The sequence below is a fragment of the Gilliamella sp. Nev5-1 genome (genome assembly GCF_001690895.1).
In the GTDB taxonomy this organism is placed as follows: domain Bacteria; phylum Pseudomonadota; class Gammaproteobacteria; order Enterobacterales; family Orbaceae; genus Gilliamella; species Gilliamella apicola_C.
The window spans coordinates 1-20839 of the sequence record NZ_LZHO01000060.1; the positions used below are offsets into that span (position 1 = coordinate 1).

Genomic DNA, 20839 nt, shown 5'->3' on the forward strand with positions numbered 1-20839 from the left:
GCACGACCTTCGTCAAGTAATTTACGGAACATTTCAACACCAGTACAAGTGGTTTTAGTTGTTGGTTTGATACCCACGATTTCAACTTCTTCACCCACTTTGATTACACCGCGTTCAACACGACCAGTTACTACTGTACCACGACCTGAAATTGAGAATACGTCTTCAATTGGTAATAGGAATGGTTTATCAATATCACGCTCTGGCTCTGGAATATAGCTGTCTAATGCTTCAGCTAATTCAACAATTTTGTCTTCCCATGCTGCTTCGCCTTCTAATGCTTTAAGCGCTGAACCACGGATTACTGGTGTGTCATCACCTGGGAAATCGTATTGAGATAGAAGTTCACGGACTTCCATTTCAACTAATTCTAATAACTCTTCGTCATCAACCATATCACATTTGTTTAAAAATACGATGATGTAAGGAACACCTACTTGACGACCTAAAAGGATGTGCTCACGAGTTTGTGGCATAGGACCATCAGTTGCCGCTACGACTAAGATAGCACCGTCCATTTGTGCCGCACCAGTGATCATGTTTTTAACATAGTCAGCATGGCCTGGGCAGTCTACGTGCGCATAGTGGCGAGTTGGTGTATCGTATTCAACGTGTGAAGTATTGATGGTGATACCACGTGCTTTTTCTTCTGGTGCGTTATCGATTTGATCGAATGCACGAGCTTGACCGCCGTATTTTTTAGCAAGAACAGAAGTAATTGCTGCAGTTAAAGTTGTTTTACCATGGTCAACGTGGCCGATTGTACCAACGTTAACGTGGGGTTTTGTACGTTCAAATTTTTCTTTAGACATCTTAATGTTCCTTTATTAAATCACTTCCCTTATGTTATTAAGGGAAGTGTTACTTTATTTAGATAAATAATTATTTCGCTTTACGAGCTTCAATAATTGCTGTTGCAATATTTGTTGGTGCTTCATTGTACTTCAAGAACTCCATAGAGTAAGAAGCACGACCTTGAGTTTGTGAACGTAGGTCTGTTGCATAACCAAACATTTCTGAAAGTGGAACTTGTGCTTTTACTGTTTTACCAGTTGCAGTATCTTCCATGCCTTCGATCATACCGCGACGACGGTTTAAGTCACCGATAACATCACCCATATAATCTTCAGGCGTTTCAACTTCTACTTTCATAATCGGTTCTAAAAGCACTGGTTTTGCTTTCATAAAGCCGTCTTTAAATGCCATTGAACCAGCAATTTTAAATGCCATTTCTGATGAGTCAACATCATGGTAAGAACCATCAAAGATAGTGACTTCAACATCAACAATTGGATAACCAGCAAGAACACCGTTTTTCATTTGTTCTTGACAGCCTTTATCAACTGCAGGGATGTATTCTTTAGGAACCACACCACCAACAATTTCATTGTTGAATTTGTAGCCTTCGCCGCCTGCTTCTAATGGCTTGATTTTTAACCATACATGACCATATTGACCACGACCACCAGATTGGCGAACAAATTTACCTTCTTGTTCTACTTCATTGCGAATTGTTTCACGGTAAGCAACTTGTGGTTTACCAACATTTGCTTCCACTTTAAATTCACGCTTCATACGGTCAACGATGATTTCTAAGTGAAGTTCACCCATACCAGAAATAATAGTTTGACCTGATTCTTCATCAGTGTGAACACGGAATGAAGGATCTTCTTGCGCTAATCGACCTAAAGCAAGTCCCATTTTTTCTTGGTCAGCTTTGGTTTTTGGTTCAACAGCAACCGAGATTACTGGCTCTGGGAACTCCATTCTTTCAAGAATGATCGGTGCGCTTTCAGCACACAGTGTATCACCAGTAGTCACATCTTTAAGACCGATAGCCGCTGCAATGTCACCTGCGCGAACTTCTTTGATTTCTTCACGTTTGTTAGCGTGCATCTGAACGATACGACCAAAACGTTCTTTTTTATCTTTAACAGAGTTAAGAACAGTATCACCAGAGTTAACCACACCAGAGTACACACGGAAGAATGTTAAGTTACCAACAAATGGGTCAGTTGCAATTTTGAATGCTAATGATGAGAATGGTTCATCATCGCTTGAATGACGTTCCGCTGCTTCACCATTTTGTAATTCCCCTTTGATTGCTGGTACATCGGTTGGTGCTGGTAAATATTCAATAACGGCATCAAGCATAAATTGGACACCTTTATTTTTAAAGGCACTACCACAAGTTACTAAGATGATTTCGTTAGCAAGCACGCGCTCACGTAGTGCTGCTTTGACTTCTTCTTCAGTTAACTCTTCACCACCAAGGTATTTTTCCATTAACTCTTCACTTGCTTCAGCAGCAGTTTCTATTAAGAATGAGCGCCATTCTTCAACTTGCTCAACCATATCTGCTGGTACATCTTCATAAGTGAATGTTACACCTTGATCAGCATCATTCCAGTTGATTGCTTTACGTTTAAGTAAATCAACAACACCAGTAAATCCTTCTTCTGCACCGATTGGTAAAACTAAAGGAACAGGAACTGCTGCTAAACGGGTTTTGATTTGATCAACAACACGTAAGAAATTAGCACCCATACGGTCCATTTTGTTGACAAATGCGATACGTGGAACTTTATATTTATTTGCTTGGCGCCATACTGTTTCTGATTGTGGTTGAACACCGCCTACTGCACAATAAACCATAACTGCACCATCAAGTACACGCATAGAACGCTCAACTTCGATTGTGAAGTCAACGTGTCCTGGGGTGTCGATAATGTTGATGCGGTGTGGTTCAAATTGTTGACCCATACCAGACCAGAATGCAGTTGTTGCTGCAGATGTGATAGTAATACCACGCTCTTGTTCTTGTTCCATCCAGTCCATGGTCGCTGCGCCATCATGAACTTCACCAATTTTGTGACTTACGCCAGTGTAAAACAAAATACGTTCAGTTGTTGTTGTTTTACCTGCGTCAATATGCGCACTGATACCGATATTACGGTAACGTGCTATGGGGGTTGTACGAGCCATATTAATCCTCTATTTAGAATCGTTTGCTTAACAAAGTATCATTTAAGTAGACTGAAAGCAGATAAGGGCAATCAGTCTTAATTCAAGTCATTTGTGTAAATGACTTGATTACCAACGATAGTGTGCAAACGCTCTATTAGCTTCAGCCATACGATGAACATCTTCGCGTTTTTTCACAGCGGTGCCTTTGTTTTCAAAAGCATCCATAAGTTCATTCGCAAGGCGTAGAGCCATTGATTTATCGCCACGTTTACGTGCAGCATCTACAATCCAACGCATTGCAAGTGCATTACGACGAACAGGGCGCACTTCAACAGGAACTTGGTATGTAGAACCACCAACGCGACGAGACTTAACTTCTACAGTTGGTCTTACGTTATCTAATGCAACTTCGAAAGCTGCTAAGTGGTCTTTTCCACTACGCTCAGCTAATTTATCAAGAGCTGAATATACGATTGATTCTGCGATAGATTTTTTACCATCTATCATTAAAATATTTACAAATTTCGCCAGTAACTCTGAACCGAACTTCGGATCAGGAAGAATTTTTCTTTGACCGACAACATGACGACGTGGCATTGGAATACTCCGTTTATATGTTATAAATTTTTCAGGTTTACCCAAAACTCAAATGAGTTAAATGGAATTATATAGTTTGGCCTTACTTAACGGAGTTCCATTAAGCTTTAGGTCGTTTAACACCGTATTTAGAACGGCTTTGTTTGCGATCTTTAACACCTGCGCAGTCTAATGCACCGCGAACAGTGTGGTAACGCACACCTGGTAAGTCTTTAACACGACCACCACGGATTAAAATTACACTGTGCTCTTGTAAGTTGTGACCTTCACCACCGATATAAGAAGTTACTTCAAAACCGTTAGTTAAACGTACACGACACACTTTACGTAATGCTGAGTTTGGTTTTTTCGGTGTAGTTGTGTAAACACGAGTACAAACACCGCGTTTTTGCGGGCATGCTTCAAGGGCAGGGACGTTACTTTTCGCTTCCTTTAGTGCTCTTGGTTTGCGTACCAGCTGATTAATTGTTGCCATTAATAAGCTCCTGATTAATTAAAATAAATTTAAAATTGCTTTTTAGATACGTAATTAATAACTGTAGACCAAAACCTATGTATATAAGTTTTGGGTCGCAAGATTCTAGACCCCAGGGGAAATAATGTCAAGTTTTTGCTAATATTAAGTGTTTGATCTAGAGTTTAATTCTTATTGAAGGTCATCATTTTTTTAATGAAAAGAGGGTAGGGTTTTTATACTGATATTCATAAGCAAAAATAGATCAATATCTGTATTAGCCGTTTTGACAAATGCTTATTCCCCATTGCAAGTCACAATGGGGAGTTGTTTTAATGATGATCGATAAAGATAAATTTTAAAGCAAATAGTAACGCAAAAATAATTACGCAAAGATTGAGCTCTTTAAATTTACCTGTAAAGGTTTTTAGCACTACGTAAGAGATAAAGCCTAGTGCAACACCTTCTGTAATAGCAAAGGCAAAAGGCATCATGATTGCGGTGATAAATGCTGGTGTTGCCTCGGTTAAATCAGACCAGTTAACTTTAACTAAGCTTGAAACCATTAAGATCCCAACAAAGATAAGTGCGCCAGATGTTGCATAACTTGGTACTAAATGGGCTAGTGGCGATAAAAAGGCCACGGCTAAGAATAATATACCGACTACCACAGCTGTTAAGCCTGTGCGACCACCGACTGAAATACCAGCCGAACTTTCGATATAGGTTAATACTGATGATGTACCAAATAATCCCCCTAAAGAAGAGCTAAAGCTATCAATTAATAGCGCTTGACGCATTTTAGGGAATCGGCCTTTTTCGTCGCTAATTCCGGCTTTATCGGTTAATGCTAAAATGGTGCCCGATGAGTCGAATAGGCTGACAATCATCACAGAAAAAATAACACCCATGATGCCGATATTAAGCGAACCTGCTAGATCAACATGACCAACAACGCTTGTCACACTTGGTGGCATAGATACAATACCTTGGTAACTGATATTAGGATCTAGCCATAGTGCCAGTAATGTCACAACTAAAATCGAAATTAATACCGCAGCATGAAAGTTGCGAGCCGCTAAAATAACAATGATGAAAAAACCTAGTGATCCTAATAGGACTTTCAGCGATAAGATATTCCCCATCGTTAAGAGTGTGGAAGGTGAAGCAACCACAATACCCATGTTTTGAAAGCCCATAAAAGCAATAAATAGTCCAATACCGGCACTAATACCTATACGTAAACATTGTGGAATATGTTCAATTAACCAGTGGCGGACTTTAAAGAGTGACAACATAAAAAAGATTAAAGAACCCCAAAATATGGCGCCCATACCAATTTGCCAAGAATAGCCCATTGCACCACAGATACCATAGGCAAAAAAGACGTTAAGCCCCATTGCGGGCGCTAATGCAATGGGTAAATTAGCAAACAAACCCATTAAAATAGATGCAAAGGCAGTAACCACACAAGTTAAAACAAATACTGCGGAGGTATCCATACCTGTTGCTGATAAAATGGATGGATTAACGAAGATGATATAAACCATAGTAAGAAAGGTTGTACATCCTGCAATTATTTCCGTACCGATAGTTGTTTTTTTTTCTTTCAATTGAAACAGTTTTTCGAATATTGAATTCATAAGTTAAGGCCTAATTGGATTGATAAGTAATCATAAATGTTGATAAACAGTGCTAGCTTTTTTACCAAAAAGTAAAAATAAAAAAGATGAGGAGTTATTGCTCCACATCTTCAGAGGTGTTGCCACATTATTATTGCCAGTTATTTATTTTGGTCAAGCGTTATTCTGGTTATACTGTATTACAATGCGCCAGAATCGAGTTTATTTAACGTAATTTTTACTTTCAGAATTCTGTGGCTTTCTATTTCGGCTACTTCAAATAGATAATCGCCAATTTGAATGGTTTCGCCAACATTGAGTAAATGCTGCGCTTTTTCCATTAACAGTCCTGCCAAGGTATGATATTCGCGCTTATCATCAATCGGTATTGGTACAAAACGAATGAGTTCCTCAACTGGAATATAACCATTCGCAATCCAGCTATTATCATCTAAACATTGAATATCATGTTTAGCATCAATTTCCTCTTCTTCTGTTGGGAAATCGCCTGCAATGGTTTCGATAATATCGGTTACCGAAACAACCCCTTGCATTGAACCAAATTCATCAACCACGAAAGCAAAATGAGTTTTAGCCTTTTTAAATTGTTCCAGTGCAACCAGTAACGATACCGTTTCTGGAAAGATTAAAGGTTGTTTGATAAGTGAGTGAATATCGATTGGTGCTTTACTTTGTAGCACATCTTTTAAAAGATCATTAACTTGGATGATGCCTAATGGTTCATCAATCGAGTCATTATCCGTGACTACTAAGCGTGAATGAGGATTATCAAAAATTTCTTTTATGATGACATCTCGATTATCATTGATATTAACCATATCAACATCAAGCCTAGATGTCATGATACTACTGACGGAACGTTGCGCTAGGCCAAGCACTCGCTCAACCATGCTCAGTTCTTGATGATTAAATACCGAGACTTTTTTATTGGCATCTGACACCACATCAATGGTGTGGGTATCGGGATCTTCTTCTGCATCACCTTTTAATAAGTGTAAAATTGCTTCGGCAGTGCGTTCACGTAATGGTTTTTTATTTAATGCTTTGCGGCGGTTAAAAATGGCTAATTGGTTGAAAAACTCAATCATAATTGAGAATCCAATTGCGGCATACAAATAACCTTTTGGAATCATAAAACCAAAACCTTCGGCAACTAGGCTAAAGCCAATCATTAATAAGAAGCTCAAGCAGAGAATGACAATCGTTGGGTGAGCGTTGACAAAATAAGCCAATGGTTTACTTGCCACCATCATAATGCCAATGGCGATGCAAACAGCAATAATCATCACAGGAATATGTTCAACCATTCCCACAGCGGTAATCACCGAATCAAGTGAGAACACCGCATCAAGTACGACTATTTGGGCTACAACAGTCCAAAAGTGAGAGGTTTTTTTCGGTTTTCCGTCTTCGTGTGACGCACCTTCAAGGCGCTCATTGAGCTCCATTGTGGCTTTAAATAGTAAAAATATCCCCCCGATTAACATAATCAGTTGGCGTGCATTAAAGTTGATTCCAGATATTGAAAATAATGGTGTAGTGAGTGTAACTAACCAACCCGTGAACATTAATAATAACACTCGGGTAATTAATGCAAAGGCAAGGCCTGTAATGCGGGCTTTGTCTCGTTGATGGGGTGGAAGTTTCTCGGCAAGAATGGCAATAAAAACAATGTTATCAATACCAAGGACGATTTCAAGTACAACCAGAGTGGATAAGCCAATCCAGATTGTAGGATCCATGATCCATTCCATATGTCAGGTGATTACCTCTAATAAATACAGCACATGCTGCCCAGTAATTCTGTCTGTAATTGGCTAAATAATCAATAAAATATTTGTAAATTTGTGTATTTTGTCAAAAATTTTCAGGAAAGCATGTGTTTTAGTATAAAATCAGCTTCGCCAAAACGTTGGGGTGAATAAAACTAATAAAGTAAATATTTCTAATCGGCCAAATAACATATCGACAACCATTACCCACTTTACTATATCGCTAACTCTGGCAAAATTATCGCTCACACTACCAAGGCCGACCCCTAAATTATTCAGTGATGAGGCAACAATATAAAAAGAATCTGTAGTATCAATACCGGTTGCCATAATAGCAAATAAGCTGACTAAAAAGACTAGCGCATATGCAGAAAAGAATCCCCAAACAGCTTCAATAATACGTTCAGGAACCACGCGATTATTTAATTTTAAGGTATAGATAGCATTTGGATGAATTAAGCGCTTTAATTCACGCGACCCTTGCATAAACAAAAGGAGAACTCGAACTACTTTTAAGCCACCGCCAGTTGAACCGGCACAACCACCAATAAATGAAGCGCATAGTAAAAAAATCGGTAATGATGAAGGCCATGTGTTAATATCATCAACCGTAAATCCAACCGTTGCCGTTATTGATACAACTTGCAGTACTATCTTATCGATACTTAATTTTCGTTCTGGTTGATAAAAATAAATGCCAAACGCACAGATTGCAATTAAAACAGCTAAAATAAAAACAAAAGTTCTAAATTCTTGATCTCGCCAGTAAACTTTAATTGAAAATCCACTTAATGCGGCAAAATGAAGTGCGAAGTTACAACCCGATAAAATTAAAAAGAGGGTAACAATGTAATTGATTGTAGCACTATTAAAATAAGCAAGGTTATTGTCATGCGTTGAAAATCCACCCATCGATATTGTTGAAAAGCTATGTGAAATGGCATCAAAGGCATTCATTCCAGCTGCCCATAAACAAACAGCACAAAGCGTGGTCAGTAAAATATAAATTGACCAAAGTGTTTTAGCCGTTTCGGCAATACGAGGGCGCATTTTGCTATCTTTTTGTGGGCCGGGAATTTCTGCTCGGTAAAGTTGCATTCCCCCAACGCCCAATAATGGTAAAATGGCGACAGCTAAAACGATAATCCCCATACCACCAAGCCATTGTAGTAATTGCCGATAAAAAAGCAGGGCTTTAGGTAGGTGATCTAATTTAACGATGGTTGTTGCGCCAGTTGTTGTTAGGCTTGAGAATGATTCAAAAAAGGCGTTAGTTAAATTTAAATTAATATGTGTGTCAAAAATAAACGGAAATGCGCCGATTGTACCTAACACCACCCAAAATAGTACGACGATAAAAAAGCCTTCACGCGTGCTCAGTTCATGGCGATGATGGCGATTTGGTAGCCATAATAAACAGCCTAATATCAATGCGGCAAAAAACGATCGAACAAAGATTGCGCCAGCACCATCACGATAGATTAAAGCAACAAGTGCTGGTAGCAACATAAATACCGATAACAGGGCAATTAATAACCCGATGATTCGAAGGATTGAGCGCCAATGCATCATGATAATCGTCTCTATTTAAAACCACGAGACGTTTTGATAAGATCATAAGCGGCTTGGATTTCTTGCGCACGTTTTTTAGCTGCTTCTAGCATCTCTTTGGGTAAGCCCTTCGAAACTAATTTATCAGGATGATGTTCATTCATTAATTTTCGATAAGCCCTTTTGATTTCGGGAATTTCGGCTGTAGATTTAACGCCTAATATTTTGTAAGCGTTTTGTAGATCTGATTGTGATGAGCGATTCTGGTAAGCGCCATGGTTATTGTTATTGCGTTGATATTGATCATATTGGTGCTGGCTACGTTGATTTTGTTGGTAGCTGTAATTATTTTGGTGAAAATGGTAACTGCCCATCATCATTTGGATATATAATGCCATTTTTTGATGAGAAATATTTAATTCATCTGCCACAATCAACAGGATTTGTTGTTCTTTATCATCCAACACACCATCGACTAATGCTGCTTGAATCAATTGTTCACAAAAAATGTTTAGTACGTTGCGTCTAAAACGGTATTGAGTATAAAGCTCTTGAAGGCGTGATCGTAGTGGGTAATTACTGGCCTTGCCACGATTAAATGAGTCTTGGGCAAGTTTTCGGCTGCTACTATTAAGTTGTAGCCTATCCATAAATTGGCTTGCAAGATTTATATCATCTTGTGTGACAACGCCTTTCGCTTTACTTAAATGGCCTAGCACTTCAAAAACCACCGTTAAGTAAAGTTCTGGATTTGCTTTGGTTTTTTGTTCGGTCAATTTATTACAAAAAGTTTGGTAAAGCATTGGTCCAACAAATAGCCCTAGTATAAAGCCCCACCCCGTTTTTAATATAAGGCTTAATACAAAGCCGGTGATCATTGCCCAGATAAAAGACATTATTTGTTTACCTCAATTCGATCTATTTTTTGTAAACCCCGTGGTAAGGTGCTTCCTTTACGTGCGCGTTCTGCCCTAAATTTTTGTAAATCAACAGGGTTTAACGTAAGTTTGCGTTTACCGACATATAAGGTTATCGATGTTTCTGGTGTAATTAATAGTAGATAAGCAAGGCTATCATCAGCACCTGCAAGAGATACAATTTTATTCCCTTTGCCTTTAGCAAGTTCAGGTAGATCTTTTACAGGAAAGATGAGCATTCGCCCAGCTTGAGTAATAGATAGTAGTAAGCTATCTTCAGATGTAATTTCAATTGGTGCAAGTATTTTTGCCTCTTTCGGTAAATTGATAATCGCCTTACCATTACGATTACGAGCAACTAAATCACTAAATTTACAAATAAAGCCATACCCAGCGCTTGAAGCAAGTAACAATTTTTGATTATCCTCTTGGCTCATCACTATATGTTCAACCGTTGCGTTAGCGGGGAGCGCTAATTTTCCCGTTAATGGTTCACCTTGACTTCTAGCCGATGGTAATGTGTTTGGCTCGATAGCATAACTGCGACCAGTTGAATCGAAAAAGATAACGGGTTGATTGCTTTTACCTTTAGCGGCTGCTTTAAAATTATCACCTGCTTTATAGCTTAAACCAACAGGATCGATATCGTGACCTTTTGCCGTTCTTACCCAGCCCATTTCGGATAAAATCACGGTAACAGGCTCTGATGGTGTTAATTCTTGCTCACTCATTGCTTTTGCTTCACTACGTTGAACCATGGGGGAGCGACGTTTGTCACCATATTTTTCGGCATCTTCTTGTAACTCTTTTTTGATAAGGTTACTCAGTTTTTTAGGCGAAGATAACAAGGCTTGCAAGTGATCGCGCTCTTTTGCAAGATCACTCTGTTCGCCTTTAATGCGCATTTCTTCAAGTTTGGCTAATTGGCGTAGTTTTAGTTCTAAAATTGCTTCGGCCTGAATGTCGGTTAAAGCAAAACGGTTAATCAGCTCTTTTTTAGGCTCGTCTTCATGGCGAATAATTTCAATCACTTCGTCAATATTTAAAAATGCAATCAATAAACCATCAAGAATATGCAGTCTTTTTAATATTTTATCTAAACGATAATTTAAGCGACGTGTAACGGTATTTTTACGATACTCTAGCCATTCAGTAAGAATCTCAATCAAGCCTTTGACTGACGGGCGGTTATCAAGCCCAATCATGTTCATATTAACGCGGTAACTTTTTTCGAGATCAGTTGTTGCAAATAGATGATTCATCACTTGTTCTAAATCGACTCGATTTGAACGTGGCACAATCACTAAACGAGTTGGATTTTCGTGATCCGACTCATCGCGTAAATCTTCAATTAAAGGTAGCTTTTTGGCTCGCATTTGAGAAGCAATTTGTTCTAGGATTTTAGCGCCCGATACTTGATGGGGGAGATCTGTAATCACAATATCTCCATCTTCTTTTTTCCAAACCGCACGCATACGAATTGACCCGCGCCCTGTTTTGTAGATTTTCGCGATATCATCAGGTGGCGTAATAATCTCAGCTTCGGTTGGAAAATCAGGCCCTTGTATGTGAGCCATTACTTCGCTTAAAGTTGCATTTGGATTGTCTGCCAGCATAATTGCGGCATTTGCCACCTCACGAATATTATGTGGGGGAATATCGGTTGCCATACCAACCGCAATCCCCGTTGTGCCATTTAATAAAATATTCGGTAGTCTGGCTGGCAACATTTTTGGCTCTTGCAAAGTACCATCAAAATTGGGGGTATAATCAACCGTTCCTTGCCCTAACTCACCTAATAATAATTCAGCATATTTCGATAAGCGAGATTCGGTATAACGCATGGCAGCAAATGATTTAGGATCATCAGGTGCCCCCCAGTTACCTTGTCCATCAACTAATGGATAACGATAAGAGAAGGGTTGTGCCATCAGTACCATAGCTTCATAACAGGCACTATCACCATGAGGATGATATTTACCAAGCACATCACCTACGGTACGTGCTGATTTTTTAAATTTTGCTTGCGCATTTAGACCTAGCTCTGACATGGCATAGACAATGCGTCGTTGCACGGGTTTGAGACCGTCACCAATAAATGGCAGTGCACGATCCATAATGACATACATTGAGTAATTTAAATAGGCGCTTTCGGTAAAGGTACGTAGCGACTGAATTTCTACTCCGTCATGAGTTATCTCACTCATTATTGTTCCTCTAAATCATTCTGTTTATTAGACATTAAGTTCAACTTGATCGCCTTTTTCTTGTAACCATTCTCGGCGATCTTCTGAGCGCTTTTTGGCAAGTAACATGTCCATTAATGCCATAGTCTGCTCTGTATCATCAAGCGATAACTGTACTAAACGGCGTGTATTGGGATCCATTGTCGTTTCTCGTAGCTGCAGAGGGTTCATTTCCCCTAAACCTTTAAAACGTTGTACATTTGGCTTACCTTTTTTGCGTTTAAGTTGCTCTAAAATACCTTCTTTTTCTTCTTCATCAAGCGCGTAATAAACTTCTTTACCCAAATCAATACGATAAAGTGGTGGCATCGCAACAAAGACATGCCCATGTTCAACCATGGTGCGGAAATGACGAACAAATAACGCACAAAGTAAAGTGGCAATATGTAGTCCATCAGAATCGGCATCGGCTAAAATACAGATTTTGCCATAACGTAACTGGCTCAAATCATCACTATCTGGATCGATACCGATAGCAACCGAAATATCATGAATTTCTTGTGAGCCAAGCACCTCGTCAGATGACACTTCCCAAGTATTTAAAATCTTACCTTTAAGTGGCATAATGGCTTGAAACTCACGGTCTCGCGCTTGTTTGGCTGAACCACCGGCAGAATCCCCTTCCACTAAAAAAAGCTCAGTACGGCTCAAATCTTGCGATGAACAATCCGCCAATTTACCCGGTAAAGCAGGTCCACTGGTTAATTTTTTGCGGATAACTTTTTTAGATGCCTTTAAGCGTTTTTGCGCACTCGAAATGACCATTTCGGCTAGTAATTCGGCTAATTGTACATTTTGATTTAGCCAAAGACTAAATGCATCTTTCACAATAGCCGAAACAAAAGCTGCACATTGCCGTGAAGATAAGCGCTCTTTAGTTTGACCTGCAAATTGCGGCTCTTGCATTTTGACCGAAATAACGTAGGCACAGCGTTCCCAAATATCATCGGCAGTTAATTTTAAGCCTCGCGGTAATAAATTGCGGAATTCACAAAACTCACGCATAGCATCTAACAAGCCTTGACGTAAACCATTAACATGCGTACCACCTTGTACCGTTGGAATTAAGTTAACGTAACTTTCAGTCAATAGCTCTCCACCTTCGGGCAACCAAAGTAGCGCCCATTCTACCGCTTCCGTTTCACCAATATGGTTGCCAGTAAAAGGGGTTTCGGGTAATAGTGAGTAACCACTAATAGTTTCCATTAAATAGTCTTTTAGGCCGTCTTGATAACACCAACGTTGCTCAGTATTGTTAATTTTATCTTTAAAGATAATTTCAAGCCCTGGGCAAAGTACAGCCTTAGCTTTTAATAAATGAGACAATCGAGGAACAGAAAATCTTGGTGAATCAAAATATTTTTCGTCTGGCCAAAAATGGACTTTGGTGCCAGTATTACGGCGCCCACAAGTGCCAGTAACGTGTAGATCCTCAACTTTGTTGCCATTTTCAAACGCGATTTCATATACTTGCCCGTCACGATGAACGGTAACATCAACGCGTTTTGATAAGGCGTTGACAACTGAAATGCCGACACCGTGTAAACCGCCCGAAAATTGGTAATTCTTGTTAGAAAATTTACCACCAGCGTGTAAACGACAAAGTAATAGCTCAACGGCTGGCACGCCTTCTTCTGGGTGAATATCAACAGGCATACCTCGACCATCGTCGATAACTTCTAATGAGTTATCTTCATAAAGTGTCACTTTGATTTTACGAGCATGGCCAGCGATCGCTTCATCAACACTATTATCAATGACTTCTTGCCCTAAATGATTTGGACGACTTGTGTCAGTGTACATTCCAGGGCGATGGCGAACAGGATCAAGGCCTTTTAATACTTCAATATCAACGGCGTTATAAGTGGGTTGTGGCATAATGTTTCTATTTATCCGAATAAATGGGCTTATTATAACAACCTTTCATAAATAAGACCAAGGTCAATGGTAAAGGCACTTTAACAAGTGACGAGAGCCGCTATTAATTAAGTAAGTTAAATAATACGATTTTTTAAGGAGGTAAGATAAAAATTTATTACTAAAAACACAAAATCGCTTATAATTCACCCCGATATTGATTGTTTATTAGCGTTTACTTAATGATTTTATTTTGAGTTTTTAATAAAAAAACCAAACATAAATAATAAAATCCGCATATGGAAAGGAAATGAATAATGTTAGAAATAGTCACTTACCTGTTGTGGCAAGTAAGCCACAATTATAAGCATTTAGTCGTTTTATTTTTCATTTCAATATTTTGCCTTTTTTATTGGTATTATTGTAAAGCAAAACCTGTATTACATTATATTATACCGATTCTATTTTTCATGGCATGCCGTATTCATGATGCAGGTGCGTTATCAGCTACAACAGCAGATGTGATACACGGTCATGCACCTTATCTTACTTTTGATGGTGGTGCAACCAAAAGCGATATTAAAGCGTTATTAGGCATCAAACTCCCTGATGGGCGTGAATATGTGCCAGAAGGTGGGGAGTCAAATCTATATCCAAATGCTGAAGTAGTCATAGATGGGTATGAACCAATTGAGTTGCCAAGCAATGCAAACACTTTTGATAGTATCCAAACACTAGTGCCTCTATCTGATTCAAGTATTGATTTAAACGATTTAATAGGTGAAAATGACTATTGGTCAGATGATGATGGCGATGGTAATGTCAGCATAACAGGTCGTCTAGAACTTGCTTGGTATGATGTAAATGGTGAATATATTACAGATACTACAAGTAATTTTGATCCCTGCTCGGCCCCATATCAGTTAGAACTTTACTTAACCAACCCTCAACTATCAACTCAATATGGCGTACCAAGGACAAGGATCTTACCGAATGCTTGGCAACTGTACACGTTTAAAGTGACAAATGGAGCACGTGTTTGTTATGCACAACCTCCGGCTCTGTATGGTATGGAAGGTACAAACTGGAGCAGAAATCTTGGCTTTCAGGTGAAAAATATTGATGACCCCAAGCAAAACTTTCCGACAACGGGATCAAATGAACTCAGTTTCCGTTTACTTTTAGGTGGTATAACACCAAAGCAAATCATTGATGCGAATGGTACAACAGTGTCAGCAGTAAGTGGTGGTCAATCTGTGACATTATTATTAAGTATAGAAACAGGTCTAGGATTGGGTGGCTATGATGAAGAGCTATTAAAGATAACATTAAAAGGTCCAAATAAAGATTCGAGTAACAAAAGTTTTAATCCCTCGTTATTTAAGCTTTACGCCGATGGTAGCCACAACAAATTACTTTATAGCTTTAAAATAGAACGCTGGTATATTGCCAATCCAGATGATCCTAATGATGGTTCTTATGCTGAAGCTCAAATATTCTGTAATAGTTTAGGTAACGATTATCGTATACCTAGTGTTGGGGACTATACCAATGCGAATGACTCTTCTTGGCAGTGGGGCGAGCCGGGACAAACAAATGAAAGCCTCAGGCAACTAAGTTACAAAAGTGGCAACAAGTGGATAGGCGGTTTATTTAATGAATGGGGAGAATTTACCTACGATAAAGATAGAAATGACGATTGGAGCGATGACCGATATTGGGCATTTGACGGCTATACAGTATCTCCGTATGGAAGTATTGCCTCAAATAATAATATCTACACCTTCGCCATGGCTGCGTGTGTGACGCCTTAAAATAACGCTTGTTAGATTACCCGTTATTAAATGGTTGCATATAGATAATCTCAATTTTTAATAAAGATTGGGATTATCTGGGTGGTATCTTATAAATAGATCTTTACAAATCTTAACCAAAAAAAGCGTTTTTTCTTTAAACAACATTGTTTTTTGTTTAAAATTAGAACAGTATTACTGCTCAAAAGTGATGTTGTTAACATTAGCATCGAAAAAATCATTAACAAATGATTTAAAAATTAGTTAACTGTATGATTTTGTTTTAGAAAAACGGAGTGAATCAGAAGAAACTTACAAAATGCATGAAATAGGTAATGGTATAATGTCATCTAATCATACTCTTGAGCAATCAAAAAATTTAATTTTTCAGAAATCATCGCTTTTTAATTGTCAGTCACATTTATTTTATACTACATACAAACGTCATAGTTCATTTATAAAATTTTTCTCTTTACGTTTACCCCTATTTACTTGTATTTATCTTCTTTTATATGCTAATAATGCAATAGCCTTATCGGCAATGACAAATCAAGTCGTACATGGTAGTGCACCATATTTAACTTTTGATGGAGATGTAACCAAAAGCGATATTAATGCGCTATTCGGCATCAAACTCCCTGATGGGCGTGAATATGTGCCAGATGGTGGGGAGTCAGGCTTATATCCCAATGCGGAGGTAGATGTATCAAGCGAAGTAGAGCCAATTATGTTACCACCCAGTGTTGCTTCTTTTGAAAACATCCAAACATTAGTGCCTATATCTGGCAATGGGCATTACCCAGCTATTTATTTCGATAGACTAATAGGTGCAAATAACTATTGGGGGGATGAGGATGGAGATGGCTCCGCCAAAGTATCTGGTTTTTTGTTAGTAAAATGGGAAAATGCAGATAATAAAGATATTACAAGCCTAGTTAAAAACAATCCTACAAAGGTATTAGATCCTTGCGATGCACCCTTTAAGTTTACCCTTTCTGTGCACGATGGCAAACTGTCCACTAAATATGGGATGCCTAGGACTAACACATTTAATGAGGTTAGCCATACTTACTATATTTCCCCAATGGTAGATAAACCATATACCTGTCATGCGCAACCAAATTTATGGTGGAGTTACGGTGATGAACTTGAAAGTCAATGGGATAAAAATAAAGGTTTTATAGTTACAAGTGGTAATGATCTAACTACCGCCTTTCCCACAACTGGTTCAAATGGACTTCATTTTTATTTGTTGTTAGCGGGTATTACGCCACAGCAAGTAATTGATGTTAATGGGAAAACTGTGTCAACAGTTAATGGCAGTGGCACAGTAAATTTATTGTTAACCCCTGAACATACTCCTGGGTGGGCTTTTTCTCCTAAGCGACGAGCGTTGAAGATACAATTAATTGGACCAACTAAAGATTCAAGTGATAAAAGCTTTACCCCTGCAGTATTTAAACTTTATTCAAACAGTAGTCATAGCCAGTTGCTCTATAGCTTTAAGATAGAACGCTGGTATATTGCGCATCCGAATTCGGGAAGTTATGCTATTGCTCAAGCATTTTGTCATGATTTAGGCAATGGTTATCGTGTTCCTCACATCACAGATTACACTAATGCAAATAATAGTGCTAGTTTTTGGACTGGGGGTATACTAGGAAGGGACATTAATAAATACCGCAGGCAGTTAAGTTATAAATATGATGGCAGATGGATAGGGGGCTTGTTTAATGAGTGGGGCAAGACTGACAATAGCGACTACCCCCGCAGCTAGCGATTGGCACACATTTTATAGGTTTTGGGCCTCCAATTCATACAGTAACTATCAGTACGGCGTTTCTGAAAATTGGGGAAGTGTTAATTATGCAAAACCTTCTGCTAATTATCACAAAGTCGCTTGCGTAACACCTTAGCTTTAAATAATTTAAGTAAATATGCCATAATATCACCTTAGGTGAACTAGACTAAATATACCCTTGTTCAAAGGGATAAACTAAAGTTATCACTCACAAAATAAAAACATCAATGAATCGCTATCATTTGCTTGTTTATTAGCGTGAAGTGATACGTTGATATCAGTTTTTCAAATAATATGTAACAATTACTCGCGTTATTTACCGTAATTTGAAAAACAACTGCATGAATATATATAAAAAACAAAATTAATACCTTATCACAGCTGTCCTTATACCATTGAAGATATCTATTCGGATAATGGACATGAATATCAAGACACAGGTGAACACCTATTTGTTAAAACATGTGATATGCATCTTAATGGCAATGTGACATAATCAACCAATATTCGAAGATAAAAAAAATAGAAAATAAAAGGTTAAGCAAATTCCGGTAAAACGCCTTATGCATTTTTAGCGGATTATTTTAATCATGAAGTCTAAACTATATCAAATTCCTCCTTTCCTAAGTTCAACATAAAAATGTTGACATTATATATTGCTAATCAATCTACTTAATCATTGATCCATTGAATTTTGATTAATTTAATAACAATTTTCGTTTTTAGTTTGTTTATTCATCTTTTAGTATTATTATCAACATAATTTCATATCAACATTAGGGAATGATGTGAGTAAATTACAGAATAAAACAAGCAAATGCGATTTTGTACAAAAACCAAAAACAATTAATGATATAGCTGCCCTAACTAATAATGTACAATTACCTTTTTCCTACATTGAACCAAGTACTAATGCTAATAGTACAATTTCAAATCCCATCGATGAAGAAAAGATTATTTATAGTGCGTGTTTAGTTAACTGCGGTAGCCGTTGTCCTTTAAAAGTTCATGTCAAAAACGATATTATTACTAAAATATCTTCAGAAGATGGCATTAATGATGCCGTTTTTGGTCTGCATCAAATCCGCCCTTGCCTTCGCGGCAGAGCAGTTCGTTGGCGAACTTATGATCCTGCGCGCTTAAAGTATCCAATGCTACGAATTGGTAAACGTGGTGAAGGTAAATTTAAACGTATTTCTTGGCATGAAGCGATTAATTTACTTGCAAATAAACTTAAATATACGATTAATCAATATGGCAATGAAGCAATTTATTATCAGTATGGATCAGGAACAACGGGCGCTAATCTTTCAGGGCGTAATGCATGTAAGCGTTTTTTAAGTATCATTGGTGGTCATTTAAATTACCATGGTGATTATTCAAGCGGGCAGATTTCAGCTATTCGGCCTTATTTGTTTGGTCATGCTAAAGAATCTTTACTGGATCAGATCAAGCATTCTGATTTAGTGGTTATGTTTGGACATAACATTGCCGAAACTCGAATGTCAGGCGGTGGGCAAGTTACCGAGCTTTTTCATGCGTTAGCGCAAAGTCATGCAAGGGTGATTATTATTGATCCTCGTCGTAGTGAAAGTGTCGTTGCGTATAATGCTGAGTGGATCCCGATTATTCCCGGTACTGATGCGGCATTAGTTGCGGCAATAGGCTATACATTGCTTGAGCAAGATCGTATTGATGAGGATATGCTTAATCAATACTGTATTGGGTGGAATGCCGATTCTTTGCCTGATAGTGCACCGCCTTATAGTGATTATAAATCTTACCTTTTAGGTTTAGGCTATGACAGAACACCTAAAACACCAGAATGGGCAGCTAAAAAAACAGGTATTTCAGCAACACAAATTCGTAAACTCGCAATAGATATTGTTGATGCTAAAGCTGCTTGGATTTCGCAAGGTTATGGTGTGCAACGTTGGCAAAATGGTGAACATACTGCGCGAGCCATTATGATCTTACCAATTATTACGGGGCAATTTGGTAAACCTGGCACTAACATTGGAACTTGGGGCGGGAGCGTTGTTTATCCTATACCTAACTTTAATTTACCTAATCCAATAAAAACCAGTATTCCTTTCTTTTTGTGGACGAAAGCGATTGAAGATGGACCAAGCATGACTGCTAAAAATGCCTACCTTAAAGGTAAAGATAAATTGGATGTGGGGATCAAATTTATCTGGAATTATGCGGGTAATGTACTGGGAAATCAACATTCAGATCTCAATCGTACTCACCAGATTTTGCAAGATGAGTCAAAATGTGAATTTATTCTTGTTTGGGATACACATATGACAGCATCAGCTAAGTATGCTGATTTATTATTACCCGATGTGTCATCGGTTGAGAATAATGATTTGATTAATAACTCTTATTCATCTGGGGCATATTGTTACCTTATCCGTATGCAAAGTGCTATTAAACCGCTTTGGGAAAGTCGTCCTGTTTATGATGTATTAACTGAATTGTCTGAGAAAATGGGGGTAAAAGACAAATTTACCCAAGGCCGTACTCAAGAGCAGTGGATAGCGTATTGTTATGAACAATTACGAAAACGTGATCCGCATTTACCGCCTTTTGCTGATACTGATGGCATGGGGGTTATCGATCGCAAACTTGCCGATAGTGATAGCCAAATTGGATTAAAAGCTTTTAGAGATGATCCCATTAAAAATCCATTAACTACCCCGTCAGGAAAAATAGAAATCTATTCAGAAACGTTAGCGAACATTGCCAATGAATGGGAACTTGATGTGCAAGATGTGCTGTATCCTATTCCTGCCTATTTACCAGCGATTGAAGGCAGTGAAGATAAATCTAAACGTCAACAATACCCGTTGCAACTTATTGGATTTCATACCAAAGGGCAATGCCATTCTACTTACAGTAATTTACCACAATTGCGTGAAGCTGTCGCTAACAGTATTTGGATTAATCCATTTGATGCTGAACAACGGCAAATAAAACATGGACAATTAGTTGAAGTTTATAACGATCGCGGTCGGTTGCATATTGTTGCTAAAGTTACGCCAAGGATATTACCAGGTGTTGTTGCGATTCCCCAAGGAATGTGGGCAAAAAATAATGCTGAAGGGGTTGATATTGGCGGTTGCATTAATCGTTTAACATCATTGCGTCCAACGGTGCTTGCTAAAGCAAATCCACAGCATACCAACTTGGTTGATGTCAAACCAGTATCAGATACGTGTTTAGCGTTATAAATAAA

The 20839-nt window shown here is 38.3% G+C and carries 13 protein-coding genes; 3 read left to right on the forward strand and 10 right to left on the reverse strand.

Annotated elements, in window-relative coordinates:
- From tuf to parE, 10 genes are all read right to left on the reverse strand, one after another.
- Positions 1 to 812 (reverse strand): elongation factor Tu (gene tuf, locus A9G41_RS08120; protein WP_075539220.1); only part of this gene is annotated, 812 nt, incomplete at its 3' end.
- Between the two features lie 70 nt (positions 813 to 882).
- On the reverse strand, positions 883 to 2985 hold the full coding sequence (gene fusA, locus A9G41_RS08125; RefSeq protein ID WP_065582220.1) for an elongation factor G: 2103 nt from the start codon (positions 2983 to 2985) through the stop codon (positions 883 to 885).
- Positions 2986 to 3093: 108 nt separating this feature from the next.
- Positions 3094 to 3564 (reverse strand): 30S ribosomal protein S7, encoded by a 471-nt coding sequence (rpsG, locus tag A9G41_RS08130; protein ID WP_034915550.1) that lies wholly within the window; start codon positions 3562 to 3564, stop codon positions 3094 to 3096.
- A 100-nt stretch (positions 3565 to 3664) separates the two neighbouring features.
- On the reverse strand, positions 3665 to 4039 hold the full coding sequence (rpsL, locus tag A9G41_RS08135) for a 30S ribosomal protein S12 (RefSeq protein ID WP_034883792.1): 375 nt from the start codon (positions 4037 to 4039) through the stop codon (positions 3665 to 3667).
- 311 nt (positions 4040 to 4350) lie between these two features.
- Positions 4351 to 5661, reverse strand: a complete 1311-nt coding sequence (locus A9G41_RS08140; protein WP_075539538.1) for an NCS2 family permease — start codon at positions 5659 to 5661, stop codon at positions 4351 to 4353.
- Positions 5662 to 5840: 179 nt separating this feature from the next.
- The gene (locus tag A9G41_RS08145) at positions 5841 to 7415 is read right to left on the reverse strand and encodes a TerC family protein (RefSeq protein ID WP_065582218.1); all 1575 of its coding nucleotides are present in this window, start codon (positions 7413 to 7415) and stop codon (positions 5841 to 5843) included.
- Positions 7416 to 7556: 141 nt separating this feature from the next.
- Complete coding sequence (locus A9G41_RS08150) at positions 7557 to 9002, reverse strand: TrkH family potassium uptake protein (RefSeq protein WP_065582222.1); 1446 nt, start codon at positions 9000 to 9002, stop codon at positions 7557 to 7559.
- 14 nt (positions 9003 to 9016) lie between these two features.
- Positions 9017 to 9880, reverse strand: coding sequence for a co-chaperone DjlA (gene djlA / locus A9G41_RS08155; protein WP_065582217.1), 864 nt, complete (start codon positions 9878 to 9880; stop codon positions 9017 to 9019).
- The gene (parC, locus tag A9G41_RS08160; RefSeq protein ID WP_075539539.1) at positions 9880 to 12108 is read right to left on the reverse strand and encodes a DNA topoisomerase IV subunit A; all 2229 of its coding nucleotides are present in this window, start codon (positions 12106 to 12108) and stop codon (positions 9880 to 9882) included. Before parC ends, djlA begins: the two co-directional genes overlap by 1 nt.
- Before the next feature lie 27 nt (positions 12109 to 12135).
- The gene (gene parE / locus A9G41_RS08165) at positions 12136 to 14025 is read right to left on the reverse strand and encodes a DNA topoisomerase IV subunit B (RefSeq protein WP_065582215.1); all 1890 of its coding nucleotides are present in this window, start codon (positions 14023 to 14025) and stop codon (positions 12136 to 12138) included.
- 296 nt (positions 14026 to 14321) lie between these two features.
- On the opposite strand from parE, the gene A9G41_RS08170 reads away from it, so the two are divergent.
- The 3 genes from A9G41_RS08170 (at position 14322) to A9G41_RS08180 (ending at position 20834) form a co-directional block, all read left to right on the forward strand.
- Positions 14322 to 15818, forward strand: coding sequence for a hypothetical protein (locus A9G41_RS08170; RefSeq protein ID WP_065582214.1), 1497 nt, complete (start codon positions 14322 to 14324; stop codon positions 15816 to 15818).
- A 520-nt stretch (positions 15819 to 16338) separates the two neighbouring features.
- Positions 16339 to 17574, forward strand: coding sequence for a hypothetical protein (locus A9G41_RS08175; protein WP_141675200.1), 1236 nt, complete (start codon positions 16339 to 16341; stop codon positions 17572 to 17574).
- Positions 17575 to 18386: 812 nt separating this feature from the next.
- Positions 18387 to 20834, forward strand: a complete 2448-nt coding sequence (locus A9G41_RS08180) for a DMSO/selenate family reductase complex A subunit (protein ID WP_143425445.1) — start codon at positions 18387 to 18389, stop codon at positions 20832 to 20834.
- Positions 20835 to 20839 lie beyond the last annotated feature (5 nt).